Origin of the sequence: Streptomyces gelaticus (assembly GCF_014649535.1) — a bacterium.
GTDB classification, from domain to species: domain Bacteria; phylum Actinomycetota; class Actinomycetes; order Streptomycetales; family Streptomycetaceae; genus Streptomyces; species Streptomyces gelaticus.
In genome coordinates this window covers 43,653-60,309 of record NZ_BMTF01000030.1, presented here as the reverse complement: position 1 = coordinate 60,309, position 16,657 = coordinate 43,653, and the positions used below count along the sequence as shown (strand labels likewise).

Genomic DNA, 16,657 nt, shown 5'->3' with positions numbered 1-16,657 from the left:
GGACGTATGACGAACCCAGGCACCACTTCGGGCACCACCCGGCGCACCGTTCTCGCCGGGGCGGCGGCCCTCGGCGCGGCTGCCGCGCTGCCGCTGACGCTCGCCGCCAGCACGGGCACCGCGCACGCCGCGGACGGTCCCGCCGTCATCGACGACGCCGCCGCCCTGCGCATCCGCTGGCACACCCTGCTCACCGGCGGCCCCGGCCTCGACCTGACGGACCCGCAGATCGCCGCGGCCGTGGCCAGGATCGGCAAGGCCGCGACCACCTCGGTCAAGGGACTCGACCCGACCCGGACCGACGGGCTGTTCCCCGATCTGACCAGCACCACGCTCTCCAACCACGTGACGACGTCGTTCAAGCGGCTCGCCACGGTCGCGACCGCGTGGGCCGTCCCCGGCACCCCGCAGTACGGCGACACCGCGCTGCGCGATCTGCTGCTGGCCGGCCTCGACTGGATGCTGACCAACCGTTACGGCCCCGGCCACACCCGGTTCGACAACGACTGGGACTGGGAGATCGGCTCCGCGCTCGCCCTCAATGACGCGGCCGTGCTGCTGTACGACACGCTCGGGACGGAGCGGCTGGGCCGGATCACCGGGGCCGTGCGGCACTACACGCCCGATCCGAACCTCTGGCGGGCCGACCGGCAGATCGCGACCGGCGCCAACCGGGTGTGGATCTCCACCGTGGTCGCCGTCAACGCGGTGCTCAGCGGCACGGGCGACGATCTGGCCCGGGTCCGTGACGCTCTTTCGGACGTCGAGGGTTCGGGCGCCAACAGTGTCCTCGCCTTCAACGACGCGAGCGCCGCGGCGGAGGGCACCGGCGAGGGCTTCTACTCCGACGGTTCGTTCCTCCAGCACTACAAGCATCCGTACAACGGCGGGTACGGCAAGGAGCTGCTGAACAATCTCTCCCGGCTGCTGAACCTCCTCGCCGGCACCACGTGGACGGTCACCGACCCCGACCTCGACAACATCCGCGGCTGGGTCGACGACGGCTTCGACCCGTTGCTGGTGCGCGGCGACGTGATGGCGTCGGTGTGCGGGCGCGAGATCGCCCGCCCCAGCAAACAGGGCCATGTGTCGGCGCAGACGGTCATCGAGGCGGTGGTGCGCCTGATCCCGAGCTTCCCGGGCGAGACCGCCGACCGGTTCACCGCCCTGGTCAAGCAGTGGATCGCCGAGGACACCTACCGGGACTTCCTGGCCGTCACCGATCTGGCCTCGCTGGTCGCCGCCCGGCAGGTCATCGCCTCCCCGGTGCCGGCGCGGGGGCCGCTGGTCGCGCACAAGCAGCACCCGCGGATGGACAAGGCGGCCCACCGCCGGCCGTCCTTCTCGCTCGGCATCTCCGCGTACTCCTCCCGGATCTACAACTACGAGTCGATCCAGAACGAGAACCTGCACGCCTGGCACCTCTCCGACGGCATGGTCCTGCTCTACACCGACGACCTGGGGCACTACAGCGAGGACTACTGGCCGACCGTCGACCCGGCCCGGCTGCCCGGCACCACGGTCATCGCCGGGCGCCCCGCGGACGCGGCGGGCCAGCGCACCACCAGCACGTCCGACTGGGCGGGCGGCACCGCGCTGCCGGGCACCACGCTCGGCGCGTACGGCATGGAGCTGCGCGCGTACGGCAGTTCACTGCACGGGCTGAAGAGCTGGTTCTGCCTGGACGACGTGATCGCCTGCGTCGGCTCGGGCATCGGCGCGGACGCGGGCACGGCCGAGACCGTGGTGGAGAACCGGAAGCTGAGCGACCCCGGGGCGGCCCTGCTCGTCAACGGCACGGCGACGCCCGCGGACGCCGGCTGGTCGGCACGGCTCGACCAGGTGCGGTGGCTGCATGTGGCCGGAACCGGCGGCTATGTCTTCCCCGAGCCCGTCACGCTCCGGGGCCTGCGCGAGAACCGCACGGCGACCTGGCGCGAGATCAACCTCAAGTACGGCACGGACACCCCGGTCACCCGCCCGTATCTGACGCTCTGGCAGGACCACGGCACCGCGCCCGACGGGGCGGGCTACTACTGGCTCCAGGCCCCGGCGGCCTCGGCCGAGCGGACGAAGCAGTGGTCGTCCGCGCCGCCGGTGAAGCTGATCGCCCGCTCCACCGCCGTGCACGCGGTACGCCGCTGCGCGGACGGGCTGCTCGCCGCGAACTTCTGGACCGCCGGCACCGCGCAGGACCTGACCTCGGACGGCCCCGCCTCGGTGCTGGTGCAGCCGGACGGAAGGACCGTCGAGGTGTCGCTGTCCGACCCGACACAGCTGCGGTCATCGGTCGTCCTGGACCTGGCACAGCGCGGGCTGACCGTCGTCCGGGCCGATCCGGGCGTCAGTGCCGCACCCACCGGCAACGGCATCCGGATCACCGCCGACACCACCGGCCGCCACGGCGCAACCCTCAACCTCACCCTGAAGAGGAGCTAGACACTTGCTGTTCGACATGCCCCTGGACCGGCTGCGCGACTACCGGCCGGAGCCCGAGGAGCCGGCCGACTTCGACGCCTTCTGGGAGAAGACACTCACCGAGACGGCCCGCCACGACCTCGACGCCGCGTTCGTCCCGTACGACGCCGGATTCGCGACCGTCGACGTGTTCGACGTGACGTTCCGGGGCTTCGGCGGGCAACCGGTGAAGGCCTGGCTGCTGGTGCCGAAGACACGTTCGGGCCCGCTGCCCGCCGTGGTGCAGTACATCGGCTACAACGGCGGCCGGGGCATTCCGTACTCCTGGCTGACCTGGAGCGCGCTCGGGTACGCCCATCTGGTGATGGACAACCGGGGCCAGGGCGGTGGCGGCAAGAACACCGCGGACACCCCGGACATCGGCCCGGACGGACACGGCTCCTCCTCCCCCGGCTTCCTGACCCGGGGCATCGAGGACCCGTACCGCCACTACTACCGGCGGCTCATCACGGACGCGGTGCGGGCGGTGGACGCGGCGAAGGCCCACGAGGCGGTGGACGCCTCGCGGGTGGCGGTGCTCGGCGGCAGCCAGGGCGGCGGGCTCGCGCTGGCGGTGGCCGGGCTGCGGGACGACATCGCGGCGGCCGTGGCCGATGTGCCGTTCCTCTGCCACTACCGGCGCGCCTCGCAGATCACGGACGCCGGACCGTACGCGGAGATCGCCCGCTGGCTGTCCGGGCACCGCTTCCGGATCGACGAGGCGATGGAGACCCTGTCCTACTTCGACGGGGTCAACTTCGCGGCACGGGCGACGGTCCCGGCGTGGTTCTCGGTCGGCCTGATGGACAAGATCTGCCCCTCGTCCACGGTGTTCGCCGCCTACCACCGCTACGCGGGTCCGGCGCAGATCGAGGTGTTCAGCTACAACGGGCACGAGGGCGGCGCCGAGTACGACCTGCCGCGCAAGCTCGGCGCGCTGCGGGGCGTCTTCGGCCGGTAGCGGACCCCGGGTCACCGGCCCAGCGCCGCCATCGCGGCGTTGTGGCCGGGGACCCCGCTGACCCCGCCGCCACGCACCGCGCCGGCCCCGCACAGCAGCACATTGGCGTGCGCCGTCTCCACTCCCCACCGGCCGGTGGACTCCGTGGCGTACGGAAAGACGAGGTCCCGGTGGAAGATGTGGCCGCCGGGCAGCCGCAGGTCCCGCTCCAGATCGAGCGGGGTCTTCGCCTCGATGCACGGCTCGCCGTTCTCGTCGCGTGCCAGGCAGTCGGTGACCGGCTCGTCCAGGTGCGCGTCGAGCTCGGCGAGCGTCGCCGCCAGCAGCTCGGACCGGGTCGCCGCGTTGTCGGCGGCGAAGAGCCGGGCGGGGGTGTGCAGGCCGAACAGGGTCAGGGTCTGGTAGCCGCGAGCGGCGAGGTCCGGGCCGAGGATCGAGGGGTCGGTCAGCGAGTGGCAGTAGATCTCGGACGGCGGGGCGGCGGGCAGCCGGCCCGCCGCGGCGTCCCGGTAGGCGTCCGCGAGCTGTCCGTACCCCTCGGCGATGTGGAACGTCCCGGCGAAGGCCGCGCGCGGATCGACGGAGCGGTCGCGCAGCCGGGGCAGCCGGGTGAGCAGCATGTTGACCTTCAGCTGCGCTCCCTCGGGCGGGGCGGGCGGTTCGTCCCCGAGGAGGGCGGCGAGCGCCTGCGGCGAGGCGTTGACCAGGACCTTGCGGGCCGCGACGGTCCGCTCCCCCTCGGGTGAGCGGACGGTGATCTCGGCCCGTGCCCCGTCGGTCTCGATCCTGGTCGCCTCGTGCCGGACGCGGATTTCGGCCCCGGCGTCGCGGGCGGACCGGGCGAGGGCGTCGGTGAGTGCTCCCATGCCGCCGACGGGGACGTCCCAGTCGCCGGTGCCGCCGCCGATGACGTGGTACAGGAAGCAGCGGTTCTGGAGCAGCGAGGGATCGTGTGCGTCGGCGAAGGTGCCGATCAGCGCGTCGGTGAGGACGACTCCGCGTACCAGGTCGTCGGTGAAGTTCTTCTCGACGGCGACCCCGATGGGCTCCTCGAAGAGGGTCCGCCAGGCCTCCGGGTCACCGATCCGCTCGCGCAGGGCTTCGCGGCCGGGCAGCGGCTCGGTGAGGGTCGGGAAGACCCGTTCGGCGACACGCCGCGTCATGCCGTAGAACCGCTGCCATGCCTCGTACTCCCGGTCGGATCCGGTGAGCGCGGCGAAGGAGTCCCGGGTCCGCTCGCCGCCGACGAGCAGCCCGGTGGCACGGCCGCCGCGTACGGTCGGGGTGTACGAGGAGACGGTCCGCTTCCGTACGGCGAAGTCCAGTCCGAGATCGCGGACGATCCGGTGCGGGAGCAGGGACACCAGGTACGAGTAGCGCGACAGGCGGGCGTCGATGCCGTCGAAGGGGCGGGTCGAGACGGCCGCTCCTCCGGTGGTGGCCAGGCGCTCCAGGACCAGGACGGACTGTCCGGCACGGGCGAGGTAGGCAGCGGCGACCAGACCGTTGTGGCCGCCGCCCACGATCACTGCGTCATAGCTGTCGGGTGCGGGCATGACTCTTCGTAGCACGGCACGTTCTGCTCTGGCCAGAGGCCGTGGCGTCCGTTCAGCGCGGCGACGTCTGCTGCCCGCGGCGCACCGCCGCGACCTGCCGGTACAGCTCGACGGCCTCCGTCCCGCGGCCGAGCTGCTCCAGGCAGTGCGCCTCGTCGTTGCGGGCGGCGAGGGCGTCGGGGTGGCCGGGGCCCAGGAGCCGTTCGCGGGCCGCGGCGACCGTGCGGTAGACGGTGAGGGCGTCGGCCCAGTGGCCGAGCCAGCCGAGGCCGACGGCGACCTCGCGGCGGCTGACGAGGGTGTCGGGGTGGTCGGCGCCCAGGACCCGTTCGCGGATCGCGCACACGTCGCGGGCTTCGGCGAGGGCCTCCTCCCAGCGGGCGAGGCGCCCCAGGTTGACGCCGAGGCCGTGGCGGGCGCGGAGCGTCTCGGGGTCGGCGGGGCCGCCCGTCCTCGTCCGGTCCTCCACCAGGGCGCGGTAGAGCTCCAGGGCCTCGGCGCTGCGGCCCAGGCGGCCGAGGCTGATGCCGACCTCGTAGCGGGCGGAGAGCGTGTCGGGGTGGTCGGGGCCGAGCGACCTCGAACGGGCCCGGGTGACTTCCCGGTAGGTCTGCAGGGCCTCCGTCCAGCGCCCCAGCCTGCCCAGGGTGTACGCCACCTCGTAGAGCGTGACCAGGGTGTCGGGGTGGTCGGCGCCGAGCAGCCGGCTGCGGGCCGACGCGACGTCCCTGGCCATCAGGTACGAGTCCTCCAGACGGCCGAGCCTGCTGAGGTTGAAGGCGAGATTGTGGCGGCAGCGCAGGGTGTCGGGGTGGTCGGGGCCCATCGAGCGTTCCCGGGCGGCGAGCACCTCCGCGTACACCTGATGGGCCTCGAAGTGCCGGCCCAGCCGGCCCAGTACGTACGCCGCTTCCTGGCGGGCGGCCAGGGTGTCGGGGTGGTCGGGGCCCAGGGTGTGCTCGCGGCCCCGGGCGACGCGTTCGAACTCCCGCAGCGCGTCCGAGGCGCGTCCGGTGCGGCTGAGGGTGAAGCCGATCTCGTAGCGGCTGGAGAGGGTGTCGGGGTGGTCGGGGCCGAGGGCGTGCTCGCGTTCGGCGGCGACCGCGCGGTGCACCTCGCCGGCCTCCTCCCAGTGGCCGAGCCGGCTCAGGTTGAGGCCCGCGCTGTGCCGGCCGGCGAGGACGGACAGCAGTTCCGGCGACGGGGTCGGACGCCCGGCCGGCGGCAGTCCGTCGGTGAGGCTGTGCCGGTCGGTGCCGGTGGTCCACTCGCCGGTCAGACCGGCGGAGTGGTCGGGCAGGGCGAGCCCGGCGCGGGCGCCGGCCGCCTTGTGCCCGGTGGTCATGGAGCGGGTCCAGGCCGGCAGCTGCTGCTCGGGGAGCGCGACGGGAACGGGCGGGGCGAGCCGTACCTGCCCGGTGGGCGGCAGATGCGGCTGCTCGCCGGTGCGGCCGACGACGATCCGCCGGCGCAGGTCGCCCGCGTCGACGGGCCGCTCCTCGGGGGTCTTGGCCAGCAGTTCCAGGACGACGCGGTCGAAGAAGCCCGGGAGTTCGGCCCGGTGGGTGCGCAGCGGCCGGGGCTGGGTGTCGCGGTGTCCGACGAGTACGGCCCAGGCGTCGTCGAGGTCGAACGGCGGTGCGCCGGTGGCGATCTCGTACAGCACACAGCCCAGGGAGTAGAGGTCGCTGCGGTGGTCGACCTGGCCGCCGCTGATCTGCTCGGGCGACATGTAGTGCGGGGTGCCCATGGCGATGCCGGTACCGGTGAGGCGGGAGGTGAAGCCGATGTCGTGGCCGAGCCTGGCGATGCCGAAGTCGCAGATCTTCACCGTGCCGTCGGCCAGCCGCATGATGTTGGCGGGCTTGAGGTCGCGGTGCACGATGCCCTGCTGGTGGGTGTAGCCGAGGGCGTCGGCGACCTGTTCGGCGATGTCGACGACGTCGGGCACCGGCAGTGGATGCTGTTTGTTGTCCTCCAGGAGCTGGCTGAGGTTGCGGCCGTCGAGGAGCTCCATGACCAGGTAGAGGACGCCTTCGTGCTCGCCGAAGTCGTGGACGACGGTGACGCCGCGGTGCTGGAGCGAGGCGGCGACCCGGGCCTCGCGGCGGAAGCGCTCACGCAGGACGCGGGTGAAGGACTGGTCCTGCTGGGGTCCCATCGGCTTGAGGCACTTGACGGCGACATGGCGGCCGAGCGACTCGTCCCGGGCGCGCCACACCTCGCCCATGCCCCCGCGCCCGATCAGATCGAGCAGCCGGTACCGGCTCTGGATCAGCCTGGTGTCCGCCATCGCCTGCTGTCGCCCCCGTCGTCACGCCTGTTTCCGCACCCTCCCCGGCCCGTCCAGTATGGCGGCCCGGCTGCGCAGTTTGTACGGGGTGGGGCGGCTTCCGGGACCGAGCCGGGCCATCGCGTTCAGAATGTGACCGGGCGGGAGCTGCCAGCGGAGCCGGGCGGGGATGCAGCGCAGCGCGGTCCCCGCGGTGCGCAGGCGGCGGTCGACGGTGGGCGCCGGGGCGGCGGGTCTGCCGTAGAGCTCGTGGGCGTACGGGGGCAGGGACTGGTAGGCGAGCAGCGCCACGCGCCGCCACAGCAGTGCCCGCGCCGGTACGAGCAGCGGATGGACAGGGGGACGGCGCAGGAAGTCGTCGACGTCCGCCGCCTCCGGAGACGCGGCGAGCCGGGGCCGCACCCGCTCGAAGTAGGCGGCGAGCTGTGCGGTGGTGGCCGGTACGTCCGCGGGATCGAGGCCGACGAGGCGGGCGCTGTGGCGGTGCTCGTCGATGTAGCGGTCGGCCTGGGCGTCGGTGAGCGGGAAGCCCGAGCGGCGTTCGACCTGGAGGTAGGAGTCGACCTCCGCGCAGTGCACCCACAGCAGCAGTTCCGGCTCGTCGATTCCGTAGGTCTCCCCGGTCTCCGGGTCGGTGGCCCTGATGAGCCGGTGGATCCTGCGGACCCGGGCACCGGCCTTCTCGGCGGCCTCGGTGGTGCCGTAGGTGATCGTTCCCACGAAGCCGGCGGTGCGCATCAGCCGCCCCCAGGCGTCCTTGCGGAAGTCGGAGTTCTGCATCACGCCCCGTACGGCGCGCGGGTGCAGCGCCTGGAGGTAGAGCGCCCGCACTCCCGCGACCCACATCATCGGGTCGCCGTGCATCTGCCAGGTGACGGATTCGGGCCCGAAGAGCCCGGGGTCGGCGTCCACCATGCTGTTCGTACCCTCCCGCTCGGCGGCGTACGTACGCGAAGGATACGTGCGGGCGCCGACACCTCGCAGGGTCTTGGCGGAGGCTGCCCGGAAGGGCGGTCCATGGGTCACGCCGGCCGCAGCAGCTCGGCGGACAGGTCCGGTCCGGGGACACACGCCGGACTGCGCCGCGCCCGTGCCGGTGCCGGTTCAGGTGTGGGGGACGACGGCGACCGGGCAGCGGGCGTGGTGAATGGCGGCCTGGGCGACGGAGCCCAGGTGCGGCGCCGGGACGGGGCGGTGCTTGCGCCGGCCGACGACCAGCAGCCCGGCCCCGTGGGCGGCGCTCACGACAGCCTTGGCGGGGCTTTCGAGAACGATGCCGTCGGCCACCTCCACGTGCGGGAACTTGTCCCGCCAGGGGCGGAGGACCTGATCGAGTTGCTTCCGCGCGTCCCGGGCGATTTCGTCCGCCACGTCGTGATCCAGCCCCCAGGGGGCGTAGGCGGCCACCGGCAGGCTCTGGCCGTGGACGGCCCGGAGGGGCACGCCTCGCGCCGCGGCGCTGGTGAAGGCGAATGCGAGGAGGTGGTCGCAGGGGCCGTGCAGTTTCAGTGCCACCACGACCCCGCCCTCCGCGGCCGGTGCGGGGTGCGGCGCCGGTCCGCCCGCCCCGGCGCGTACCAGCACCACCGGCCCGTCGGCCCGCGCCACGACCGGCATGCTGATGTCTCCGAGGAAGAAGCTCTCGACGGGCACGAGTCCGCGCGAACCGAGCACGGTCATCTCGGACTCCGACGCCGCTTGCAGCAGCGCGTGCTGGGCGTCGTCGGCGATCAGGCTGCCGACGACGGAAAGGCCCGGGTGGCGCTTCTGGAGCTCCGCCCGCGTCTTGTGCACGATCCGCCGCGCCCAGTAGTTCTGGTCCATCTCGGCGGGGACGTGGGCCGACTCCGGCAGCAGCAGCGGCCACGCGTGCAGCAGACGCAGCGTGAGCCTGCGGCGCTCGGCTTCCTCGGCGGCCCAGCGGGCGGCGGCGAGGCTCTCGGGTGAGCCGTCGAGGCCCACGGTGACGACTGGCTCCATGGCGACTGTCTCCGTCTCGTGAGTCTCGAACAGCCTCGTAAAGGGCCGACCGGAACAGGGGCGAGCGGGTCCTGCCCGGCTTCTCCTCATTCGAGGAGTACCGCACATCTGCTGGTGCCGCATGCCGGCCCCGGCACGGCCGCCGCGGAGCCCGTCCGGCGCCGACGCTTGACTTCGGGCGTGGTCACCTCCGTAACGTCGTCCCATGTCGGACGAGAAGAACTCGAGTACGCCCGGAAAGCTGCCGCGCCCGCTGTACGAGCGGGAGCTGTACCGGCTCCAGACCGAACTGGTGAAGCTCCAGGAGTGGGTACGTGCCGAAGGCGCACGGCTCGTCGTGGTGTTCGAGGGACGTGACGCGGCGGGCAAGGGCAGCACCATCAAGCGCGTCACCGAACGCCTCAACCCCCGGGTGGCGCGCATCGCCGCGCTCCCGCAGCCCACCGAGCGCGAGCGCGGCCAGTGGTACTTCCAGCGCTATGTCGAGCACCTGCCGGCCGCGGGGGAAATGGTCCTGTTCGACCGGAGCTGGTACAACCGCGCCGGCGTCGAGCGCGTCATGGACTTCTGCACCAGGGAGGAACACCAGCGGTTCCTTCACCAGTGCCCGATCTTCGAGCGGATGCTGGTCGAGGACGGCATCCTGTTGCGCAAGTACTGGTTCTCGGTCAGTGACGCGGTGCAGGAGGAGCGGTTCCGGCGCAGGCTCCATGATCCCACCCGCCGGTGGAAGCTCTCGCCGATGGACCTGGAATCGATCACCCGCTGGGAGGCCTATTCGCGGGCGAAGGACGAGATGTTCGTGCACACCGACATCTCGGAGGCTCCGTGGTACGTCGTCGAGAGCGACGACAAGCGCAGGGCCCGGCTGAACATGATCGCCCATCTCCTGTCGACCGTCCCGTACGAGAGGGTCGATCCGCCCGTGATCGAACTGCCCCCGCGGCCTCCGGCCACCGGCTACCAACGACCGCCGAGAGACCTTCAGACGTACGTCCCCGACCACGCGTCGCGGCTCGGGAAGTGAGACCGGGCGGTCGCACGATCAGGCCGCGAGAGGTACGACGGCCACCGGACAGTCGGCGTGGTGAAGCAGCGCATGGGCGACCCGGCCGAGTTGGAGTCCGAGGCGGCCCCGGTGGCGATGTGCTCCCACGACGATCAGGTCCGCCGCGGCGGAGCGCTGCACCAGTACCCTCGCGGCCTTTCCCTCGACCGCCGCCAAGTGCAGCCGGACCGTCGGGTTCTCGCGTACGGTCTCGGCCACCGCTTCGTCGATCAGCGTCGCCGCACGTTCCTTGTAGTAGAGGTGCGGCTCGTCGACGGTACGCGGATGGTCCGCGCGATCGTGCGAGGGACAGCGCCAGGCGCGTACGGCATCCAGTTCGCAGCCCCTCACCCCGGCCTCACGGAAGGCGAACCGAACCGCCGCCGACGCCTCCCCCGGCTCCCCGACGCCCACGAGGATCCGCCCGTGCAGGCCTTCGATCCCGACCCTGTCACCACGCACGACGACGACGGGACACGGGGCACGCGCGGCCACGGCCAGACCGACCGAGCCGAGCAGCAGTCCGGTGAGCCCGCCACGGCCTCGCTCCCCGGTGATCAGCGCCTCGGCATGGCGCCCCTCGTGCAACAGGGCGGTCACCGCGTCCTCGGGCGTCGCCTCGGCCGAGACGTCGACATCCGGACGGCGGCGGCGGACCCGCTCAGCAGCGTTTTCGACGATGCGGCCGGCGAGCGCCCGCTCCGAAGGACGCCCCAGGCTGCGTGCGAGCGCGGCGCCCTCGTACTGCTCCCACCTGGACGCGTACACCAGGCGCAGCGAAAGGCCGCGGAGGGCTGCCTCATCGGCGGCCCAGTCGACCGCCCTCAGGCTGCTCTCCGACCCGTCCACACCTGAGACCAGGGGCAGCTCCATCATTCCCACCGCCTTCTGTTCGCCCCGCTGGAGGGAGAGCGTCCGTTCTCACGGTGGCACCGGAGCGGGTCCGCCGTGAGGGCCGGTTCGGCCCGGACGGGGAACGTTCGACCCTCTTCGTGGCCCGGCCGGACCGCATGCACGACGTGCTTTCGGCACGGCACGACAGGGGCCGATGTCCTCGTCGCCGCCCCGGCGTCCGGTTGGCCCGCGATGCCTGGAAGGCGATAGTGGAGGGACCGGGCGGACCTGCGGCAGGGCCGGACGGCCCATGACCGTGAACCGGCTGCCCGGCGATGCTGACACCGGGGACCACCGAGGAGGCCACCGATGAGCGGTTCTCCGACTCGTATCACCGCGGCCCTGCCCGCCCAGTACCGTGCCCGTCTGATGGGGATCGGGCGGGAGGTCAATTTCGCCGAGGGTGTCCGTCTCTTCCGGGAAGGGGACCACGCGGACCGCTTCTGGATCCTGCGTTCGGGCACCGTCACGCTCGACATTCGCGTACCGGGCAGCGCCCCGGTGGTGATAGAGAGCCTCGGACCCGGCGAGCTGGTCGGCTGGGCCTGGCTGTTCAAGCCCTACATATGGCACCTCGGAGCGGAGGCGATGACCCCCGTCCGCACCCACGAATTCGACGCGGAGACCGTACTCATGACGATGGACGCGGACCCCTCCTTCGGTTCGGCCGTCGGCCACTGGGTCGGGCAGGTCCTCGCCGACCGATTGCAGGCCACCCGGATCCGTCTGCTCGATCTCTACGCCCCTCATGGCAGCGGCGGGTTCGTGTGAGTACGCCGCCGTGTCACCACCCGTCAGTCACTCCGGAGGAGCACCCCATGGCTGCATCTCCGTACACCGTCAGCGACGTCATGACCCACACGGCTGTGGCGATCGGCCGCGAGGCCTCGTACAAGGAGATCGTCGAGCTGATGCATCAGTGGCAGGTCAGCGCCGTGCCGGTCCTCGAAGGCGAGGGCCGCGTCGTCGGGGTCGTTTCCGAGGCGGACCTGCTGCCGAAGGAGGAGTTCCGGCAGGACGAACCGAGGCTGCCCGGTCAGTCGGAGGAGGCGTCGAAAGCCGACGCCGTGCTGGCCGAGGAGCTGATGTCGAGTCCGGCCGTCACCGTCCACCCCGACGCCACGCTCGCCGAGGCCGCCCGCATCATGGCACGCAAGCACGTGAAACGACTGCCCGTCGTGAACGGCCTCGGCATGCTGGAAGGCGTCGTGAGCCGCAGCGACCTCTTGAAGGTGTTTCTGCGGCCGGACGATGAGATCGACGAGGAGATCCGATCCGCTGTGGTCGCCGGACTGTCCCCTCCGGACCGGGTGGACTTCACTGTGCTGGACGGTGTCGTCACTGTTCGAGGCCCGCTGCGGGACCGTTCTCTGGTACCCCTTCTGGCTCGGGCCATTCGCGCGGTCGAAGGCGTAGTGGACGTACGCATGGAGCTTGCCTGAGGTTTCCCGGAGAGCGGTCTGTCCACGACGGGGCCCGACGCCGCCTTCGGGCACCGCCGGCGACCCCCGAGCGGCCCGGATGCGCGAGCCTGGTCCGCCCGGTCCCTGCCACGCCCCGTTCGGCCCTCCTGTCCCCGTACGGCCCGAAGGATCGTGGTCGGTGAACAGCCTCCGGCATCGCGTCCGGGTGAATCTCTGCGAGACGGCAGGGGGTGCCGCCATGAAGCACATCAAAGTAGGAGACCTGATGACCGACGAGGTCGTCTCGGTCGTCTCGCTCACCTCCTTCAAGGAGGTCGCGAAGCTGCTCGCCCAGCACGACATCAGTGGACTGCCTGTCCTCGACGAGGAGGACCGGGTGGTCGGTGTCGTCTCCGAGAGCGATCTGCTGAGCCGACAGGCGGCACGGAATCCCGATGCCGGTGGCACGGCCCCGTCCGGAGCGGAATCCACCGCTGCCGAGATCATGTCGACGCCGGCGGTGACCGTCCACGCGGAGGAGAGCGCGCCGGAGGCCGCCCGGCTGATGACGCGCAGCGGTGTGGAGAGGCTCCCGGTCGTGGACGACGAGGACCGGCTCGTCGGCATCGTCACTCGCCGGGACCTGCTGCGTCTCTTCCTCCGACCCGACGCGGAGATACGAGGACGCGTCATCCAGGACGTGCTGGTGCGCACCATGGGGCTCGGACCCGACACGGTCACCGTCCACGTCGTCGACGGTGTCGTCACCCTGGAAGGCCGGCTGGAGAGCCGTGGCCAGATCGCGATCCTGGCCTACCTCGTCGAACAGCTCGACGGGGTGGTCGCGGTCGTGAGCCATGTGACCGCACCCGTGAACGGCCCCGTACCCACCTCCCTCCAGGAGGTGGCACCTGGTCCGTCCGCCGAGCGGTGAGGCCGTGTCGTTGCCAATCGCCGCCCGTCGCAGCAGGTCCCTGCACGAAAGGGAGATCGGATCATGATGCACCGCACTGTTGCAGAAGTCATGACCCGGGACGTGGCCACGGCCGGCCCCGAAGAATCACTCAGGACGATCGCCTGGAGCCTTGCCTGCAACGACGTCTCGGCCCTGCCCGTCGTGGACGCCCACCACCACCCCATCGGCATCGTCTCCGAGGCCGACCTGCTCCGCAGGCAGGCGGGTCTGCCGGAAGCGGAGGGCGGTGACCAACCACACGGCACGGCGGCCGTGGACCACCGCACCATGGAGGCCCGCACCGCCGCTGATCTCATGTCCACTCCCGTGCTCACGGCCCGACCCTCGTGGGGCATCGTCGAGACGGCGCGCTTCCTGAACGAGCGTGGCGTCAAACGCCTTCCGGTGATCGATGACACCGGCACGCTCGTGGGCATCGTCAGCCGCTCGGATCTGCTGCGCCCCATGCTCCGCCACGACGAGGCGATACACGAAGAAATCGTCGACGAGGTACTGGGCCGGATGCTCCGGCTGACACCGGGCGGCGTGACGGTCACCGTCCAGGAAGGAGTCGTCACCCTGAGCGGCACTGTGGAAGAACGCTCATTCATTCCGATCATCGAACTCCTGTGCCTCTCTGTCGACGGGGTCGTCAGTGTCGACCAGTCCCTCGCATACGCCGTGGACGATCTGCGGCCGGAGCACGGTTCTGGCGCATGACACCGACAGCCCCTGAGCGTTCGCGCCGGGGCAACAGGGCCGAGCAGTCGTCCCCGGCGGACCCCGGGGTCCTGCCGGAGGGCATCGACGGTGCCGACGCCCAGAGGTACAGGGCCTCACATTCCTGGAGGAACCATGAAACATCTGCGTACCGTCGACGACGTGATGACGCACGCCGTCATCACGGTCAACCGCGGAGCGCCGTTCAAGGACATCGTGGAGGCCATGCGGCAATGGCGGATCAGTGCCCTGCCCGTCATTTCCGACGAGGGACGGGTCGTCGGCGTGGTCTCCGAAGCGAACCTTCTGCTCAAGGCGCAGGGCGCAGACGAGTACCGCGCCGTGACCGCCGGTCAGCTGATGACCGTCCCTGCCGTGACGGTGCCCCGGAACGCAGGTATAGCGGGGGCTGCCCGGCTGATGGCCCGCGGCCACCTCAAACGGCTGCCAGTCGTCGACGACGACGGACACATCGTGGGCGTGGTCAGCCGGGGTGATCTGCTCAAGATCTACCTCCGTCCGGACCAGGACATCGCCCAGGAACTGCGCGAGCTGATCATGACTCAGCTGATCCCCGAGGGCTCCGCGACCGTGGACGTCCATGTGTCCGACGGCATCGTCCGTCTGAGCGGCACCGTCCCCGAACCGTCACTCGGTGACGTGCTGGTGCGTATCGCGTGCACGGTGCCGGGAGTCGTGGACGTCTCGGCCCGGTTCGAGTCCGAAGTTCCCGCGTGATTGGAGGGCGACGATGAGGCATCGCAGCGTCTGTGACCTCATGACGCCCGCAGCCGTCAGTGTCCAGCGCGGCACCACGTTCAAGGAGATCGCCCGGCTCCTGGACGAGTTCGGTATCACCGCCGTGCCCGTCGTGGACGAGAACGGATGCCCCATGGGTGTCGTTTCCGAGGCCGACCTGCTCCGTCGGCACGACACCGGGAACACGGCCGCCGATCTCATGAGTCATCCGGCGATCACCGCAGCTCCCGGGTGGAGCGCTGTCCGCGCCGCCCGCGTCATGGAGAAGCACAAGATCAAGAGGCTCCCTGTCATCGACAGCGAAGGCCGGCTGATCGGGGTCCTGAGCCGCAGCGACCTCCTGCAGCTCTTCCTGCGCAGGGACCACGCCATCCAGGAGGAGATCCTCGAAGACGTCCTGACCCACACGTTGCGGCTCAGCCCCTCGTCGCTGACCGTCGAGGTCGCCGATGGTGTCGTGACCCTCAGTGGCACCGTGCCCCGGCGAAGCCTCGTCCCCATCGTTCTGCGTCTGTGCCAGAGCGTCGACGGAGTCGTGGACGTGATCGACCGGCTCGGTCACGAGCAGGACGACACGGCCGGCGATGTACGCATGGACACCCGGCAGCAGCAGAAGAAGGTCTGACCCGCCGACACGTACGCGAGTTCTTCACCGACCCGAAGCAGCCCCTGCCCGAGGAGGGCCATCATGAACCGGCGTGTTGTCGTCGGCCTCGACGGATCCGCAGAAAGTGTCGCGGCAGCTCATTGGGCCGCGCGGGAAGCGCTCATGCGCAGTGCGCCCCTCCATCTCGTCCACGCCGAAACATGGTCTCCGCGCCCCGGCGTTCCCGCGGCCCGCTCCGAGGAGCGCCGCCAAGCGGCTCGGACCCTCCTTCGTGACGCCTGCGACGAACTGCTGGACAGACACCCGCGACTGGACATCAGCGCCGAATCTTTCGACGGACAACCAGCCCCCTCACTGGCCCGCGCCACAGCGGGCGCGAGCATGCTGGTGCTCGGCTCCCGCGGACTGGGCACACTCAGGGGTTTCGTTCTCGGTTCCGTCGGCATGGCCGTCATCCACGCGGTGGAGCAGCCCGTCGTCCTGGTACGCGCGGCCGAGGACACCCTGCCGCACGACCAGGGGCGGCACCTGGACCGCGGCGTGGTCGTGGGCGTCGACACCGGCCGGCCGTGCGACGCCCTGCTCTCCTTCGCGTTCGACGAGGCATCACGGCGGGGCTGCACTCTCCATGCGCTGCACAGCTGGATGCTGCCCCCGCTGGCCGGGTCCGGATTCGCGTACAGCCGTGAAGTCAATGCCCAGATCGCCCGGACCGAGCGAAACGGCCTGGACGACATGCTGAGGCCGTGGCGGGACATGTATCCGGCTGTCGACCTCGACGCGCAGGCGACGGTCGGGCCCTCCTCCCAGCAACTCCTGGAAGCAGGTTCCGAAGCGGGTCTGGTGGTCGTCGGCCGTCGCATCCGGCGGTCCTCGGTCGGCATGCACATCGGCCCGATCGCTCACGCGATCCTCCACCACTCCACCGCGCCCGTCGCCGTAATCGCTCACGAATGATGATGCCCTCCGCCGTAGGTGCGGTGACTGCGGGTTTCAGCAAGGCATGGGCCGACCGGAGGGAGTG

At 71.2% G+C, this 16,657-nt stretch carries 15 protein-coding genes; 10 read left to right on the top strand and 5 right to left on the bottom strand.

Features of this window, described 5'->3' with window-relative positions; translation table 11 throughout:
• Positions 1–6: 6 nt before the first annotated feature.
• Together IE107_RS30370 and IE107_RS30365 are read left to right on the top strand one after the other, a co-directional pair.
• Positions 7–2,439 (top strand): polysaccharide lyase 8 family protein, encoded by a 2,433-nt coding sequence (locus tag IE107_RS30370; RefSeq protein ID WP_189547573.1) that lies wholly within the window; start codon positions 7–9, stop codon positions 2,437–2,439.
• A gap of 4 nt (positions 2,440–2,443) precedes the next feature.
• Positions 2,444–3,418, top strand: a complete 975-nt coding sequence (locus tag IE107_RS30365) for an acetylxylan esterase (RefSeq protein WP_189547572.1) — start codon at positions 2,444–2,446, stop codon at positions 3,416–3,418.
• Positions 3,419–3,429: 11 nt separating this feature from the next.
• On the opposite strand, the gene IE107_RS30360 is transcribed toward IE107_RS30365, so the two are convergent.
• From IE107_RS30360 to IE107_RS30345, 4 genes are all read right to left on the bottom strand, one after another.
• Positions 3,430–4,974, bottom strand: coding sequence for a phytoene desaturase family protein (locus IE107_RS30360; RefSeq protein WP_189547571.1), 1,545 nt, complete (start codon positions 4,972–4,974; stop codon positions 3,430–3,432).
• Positions 4,975–5,026: 52 nt separating this feature from the next.
• On the bottom strand, positions 5,027–7,267 hold the full coding sequence (locus IE107_RS30355) for a serine/threonine-protein kinase (RefSeq protein ID WP_189547570.1): 2,241 nt from the start codon (positions 7,265–7,267) through the stop codon (positions 5,027–5,029).
• Between the two features lie 21 nt (positions 7,268–7,288).
• Positions 7,289–8,182 carry an oxygenase MpaB family protein gene (locus IE107_RS30350; protein WP_189547592.1) on the bottom strand — a complete coding sequence of 298 codons (894 nt, stop codon included), beginning with the start codon at positions 8,180–8,182 and terminating at the stop codon, positions 7,289–7,291.
• 189 nt (positions 8,183–8,371) lie between these two features.
• Positions 8,372–9,247 (bottom strand): universal stress protein, encoded by an 876-nt coding sequence (locus IE107_RS30345; RefSeq protein ID WP_189547569.1) that lies wholly within the window; start codon positions 9,245–9,247, stop codon positions 8,372–8,374.
• Positions 9,248–9,452: 205 nt separating this feature from the next.
• Here IE107_RS30345 and ppk2 point away from each other — a divergent pair, with 205 nt between their 5' ends.
• On the top strand, positions 9,453–10,274 hold the full coding sequence (ppk2, locus tag IE107_RS30340) for a polyphosphate kinase 2 (protein ID WP_189547568.1): 822 nt from the start codon (positions 9,453–9,455) through the stop codon (positions 10,272–10,274).
• 18 nt (positions 10,275–10,292) lie between these two features.
• Here the strand turns inward: ppk2 and IE107_RS30335 are convergent, their stop codons facing one another.
• Positions 10,293–11,171: a universal stress protein gene (locus tag IE107_RS30335; RefSeq protein ID WP_229867361.1), complete on the bottom strand. Its 879-nt coding sequence runs from the start codon at positions 11,169–11,171 to the stop codon at positions 10,293–10,295.
• 327 nt (positions 11,172–11,498) lie between these two features.
• On the opposite strand from IE107_RS30335, the gene IE107_RS30330 reads away from it, so the two are divergent.
• The 7 genes from IE107_RS30330 (at position 11,499) to IE107_RS30300 (ending at position 16,590) form a co-directional block, all read left to right on the top strand.
• Positions 11,499–11,960 carry a cyclic nucleotide-binding domain-containing protein gene (locus tag IE107_RS30330; RefSeq protein ID WP_189547567.1) on the top strand — a complete coding sequence of 154 codons (462 nt, stop codon included), beginning with the start codon at positions 11,499–11,501 and terminating at the stop codon, positions 11,958–11,960.
• 47 nt (positions 11,961–12,007) lie between these two features.
• On the top strand, positions 12,008–12,631 hold the full coding sequence (locus IE107_RS30325; RefSeq protein WP_189547566.1) for a CBS domain-containing protein: 624 nt from the start codon (positions 12,008–12,010) through the stop codon (positions 12,629–12,631).
• 220 nt (positions 12,632–12,851) lie between these two features.
• Positions 12,852–13,526, top strand: coding sequence for a CBS domain-containing protein (locus tag IE107_RS30320; protein WP_189547565.1), 675 nt, complete (start codon positions 12,852–12,854; stop codon positions 13,524–13,526).
• 63 nt (positions 13,527–13,589) lie between these two features.
• On the top strand, positions 13,590–14,267 hold the full coding sequence (locus tag IE107_RS30315) for a CBS domain-containing protein (protein ID WP_189547564.1): 678 nt from the start codon (positions 13,590–13,592) through the stop codon (positions 14,265–14,267).
• 135 nt (positions 14,268–14,402) lie between these two features.
• Positions 14,403–15,005: a CBS domain-containing protein gene (locus tag IE107_RS30310; protein WP_189547563.1), complete on the top strand. Its 603-nt coding sequence runs from the start codon at positions 14,403–14,405 to the stop codon at positions 15,003–15,005.
• A gap of 13 nt (positions 15,006–15,018) precedes the next feature.
• Complete coding sequence (locus tag IE107_RS30305; RefSeq protein WP_189547562.1) at positions 15,019–15,651, top strand: CBS domain-containing protein; 633 nt, start codon at positions 15,019–15,021, stop codon at positions 15,649–15,651.
• Between the two features lie 63 nt (positions 15,652–15,714).
• A complete protein-coding gene (locus IE107_RS30300) occupies positions 15,715–16,590 on the top strand; it encodes a universal stress protein (protein ID WP_189547561.1) in 876 nt (291 codons plus the stop codon).
• The last annotated feature ends 67 nt before the right edge of the window (positions 16,591–16,657 follow it).

Coding starts and splice junctions, on each gene's coding strand:
- IE107_RS30370 (WP_189547573.1), top strand. CDS start 7: ATGACGAACCCAGGCACCACTTCGGGCACCACCCGGCGCACCGTTCTC.
- IE107_RS30360 (WP_189547571.1), bottom strand. CDS start 4,974: ATGCCCGCACCCGACAGCTATGACGCAGTGATCGTGGGCGGCGGCCAC.
- IE107_RS30355 (WP_189547570.1), bottom strand. CDS start 7,267: ATGGCGGACACCAGGCTGATCCAGAGCCGGTACCGGCTGCTCGATCTG.
- IE107_RS30350 (WP_189547592.1), bottom strand. CDS start 8,182: ATGGTGGACGCCGACCCCGGGCTCTTCGGGCCCGAATCCGTCACCTGG.
- IE107_RS30345 (WP_189547569.1), bottom strand. CDS start 9,247: ATGGAGCCAGTCGTCACCGTGGGCCTCGACGGCTCACCCGAGAGCCTC.
- ppk2 (WP_189547568.1), top strand. CDS start 9,453: ATGTCGGACGAGAAGAACTCGAGTACGCCCGGAAAGCTGCCGCGCCCG.
- IE107_RS30335 (WP_229867361.1), bottom strand. CDS start 11,171: ATGATGGAGCTGCCCCTGGTCTCAGGTGTGGACGGGTCGGAGAGCAGC.
- IE107_RS30330 (WP_189547567.1), top strand. CDS start 11,499: ATGAGCGGTTCTCCGACTCGTATCACCGCGGCCCTGCCCGCCCAGTAC.
- IE107_RS30325 (WP_189547566.1), top strand. CDS start 12,008: ATGGCTGCATCTCCGTACACCGTCAGCGACGTCATGACCCACACGGCT.
- IE107_RS30320 (WP_189547565.1), top strand. CDS start 12,852: ATGAAGCACATCAAAGTAGGAGACCTGATGACCGACGAGGTCGTCTCG.
- IE107_RS30315 (WP_189547564.1), top strand. CDS start 13,590: ATGATGCACCGCACTGTTGCAGAAGTCATGACCCGGGACGTGGCCACG.
- IE107_RS30310 (WP_189547563.1), top strand. CDS start 14,403: ATGAAACATCTGCGTACCGTCGACGACGTGATGACGCACGCCGTCATC.
- IE107_RS30305 (WP_189547562.1), top strand. CDS start 15,019: ATGAGGCATCGCAGCGTCTGTGACCTCATGACGCCCGCAGCCGTCAGT.
- IE107_RS30300 (WP_189547561.1), top strand. CDS start 15,715: ATGAACCGGCGTGTTGTCGTCGGCCTCGACGGATCCGCAGAAAGTGTC.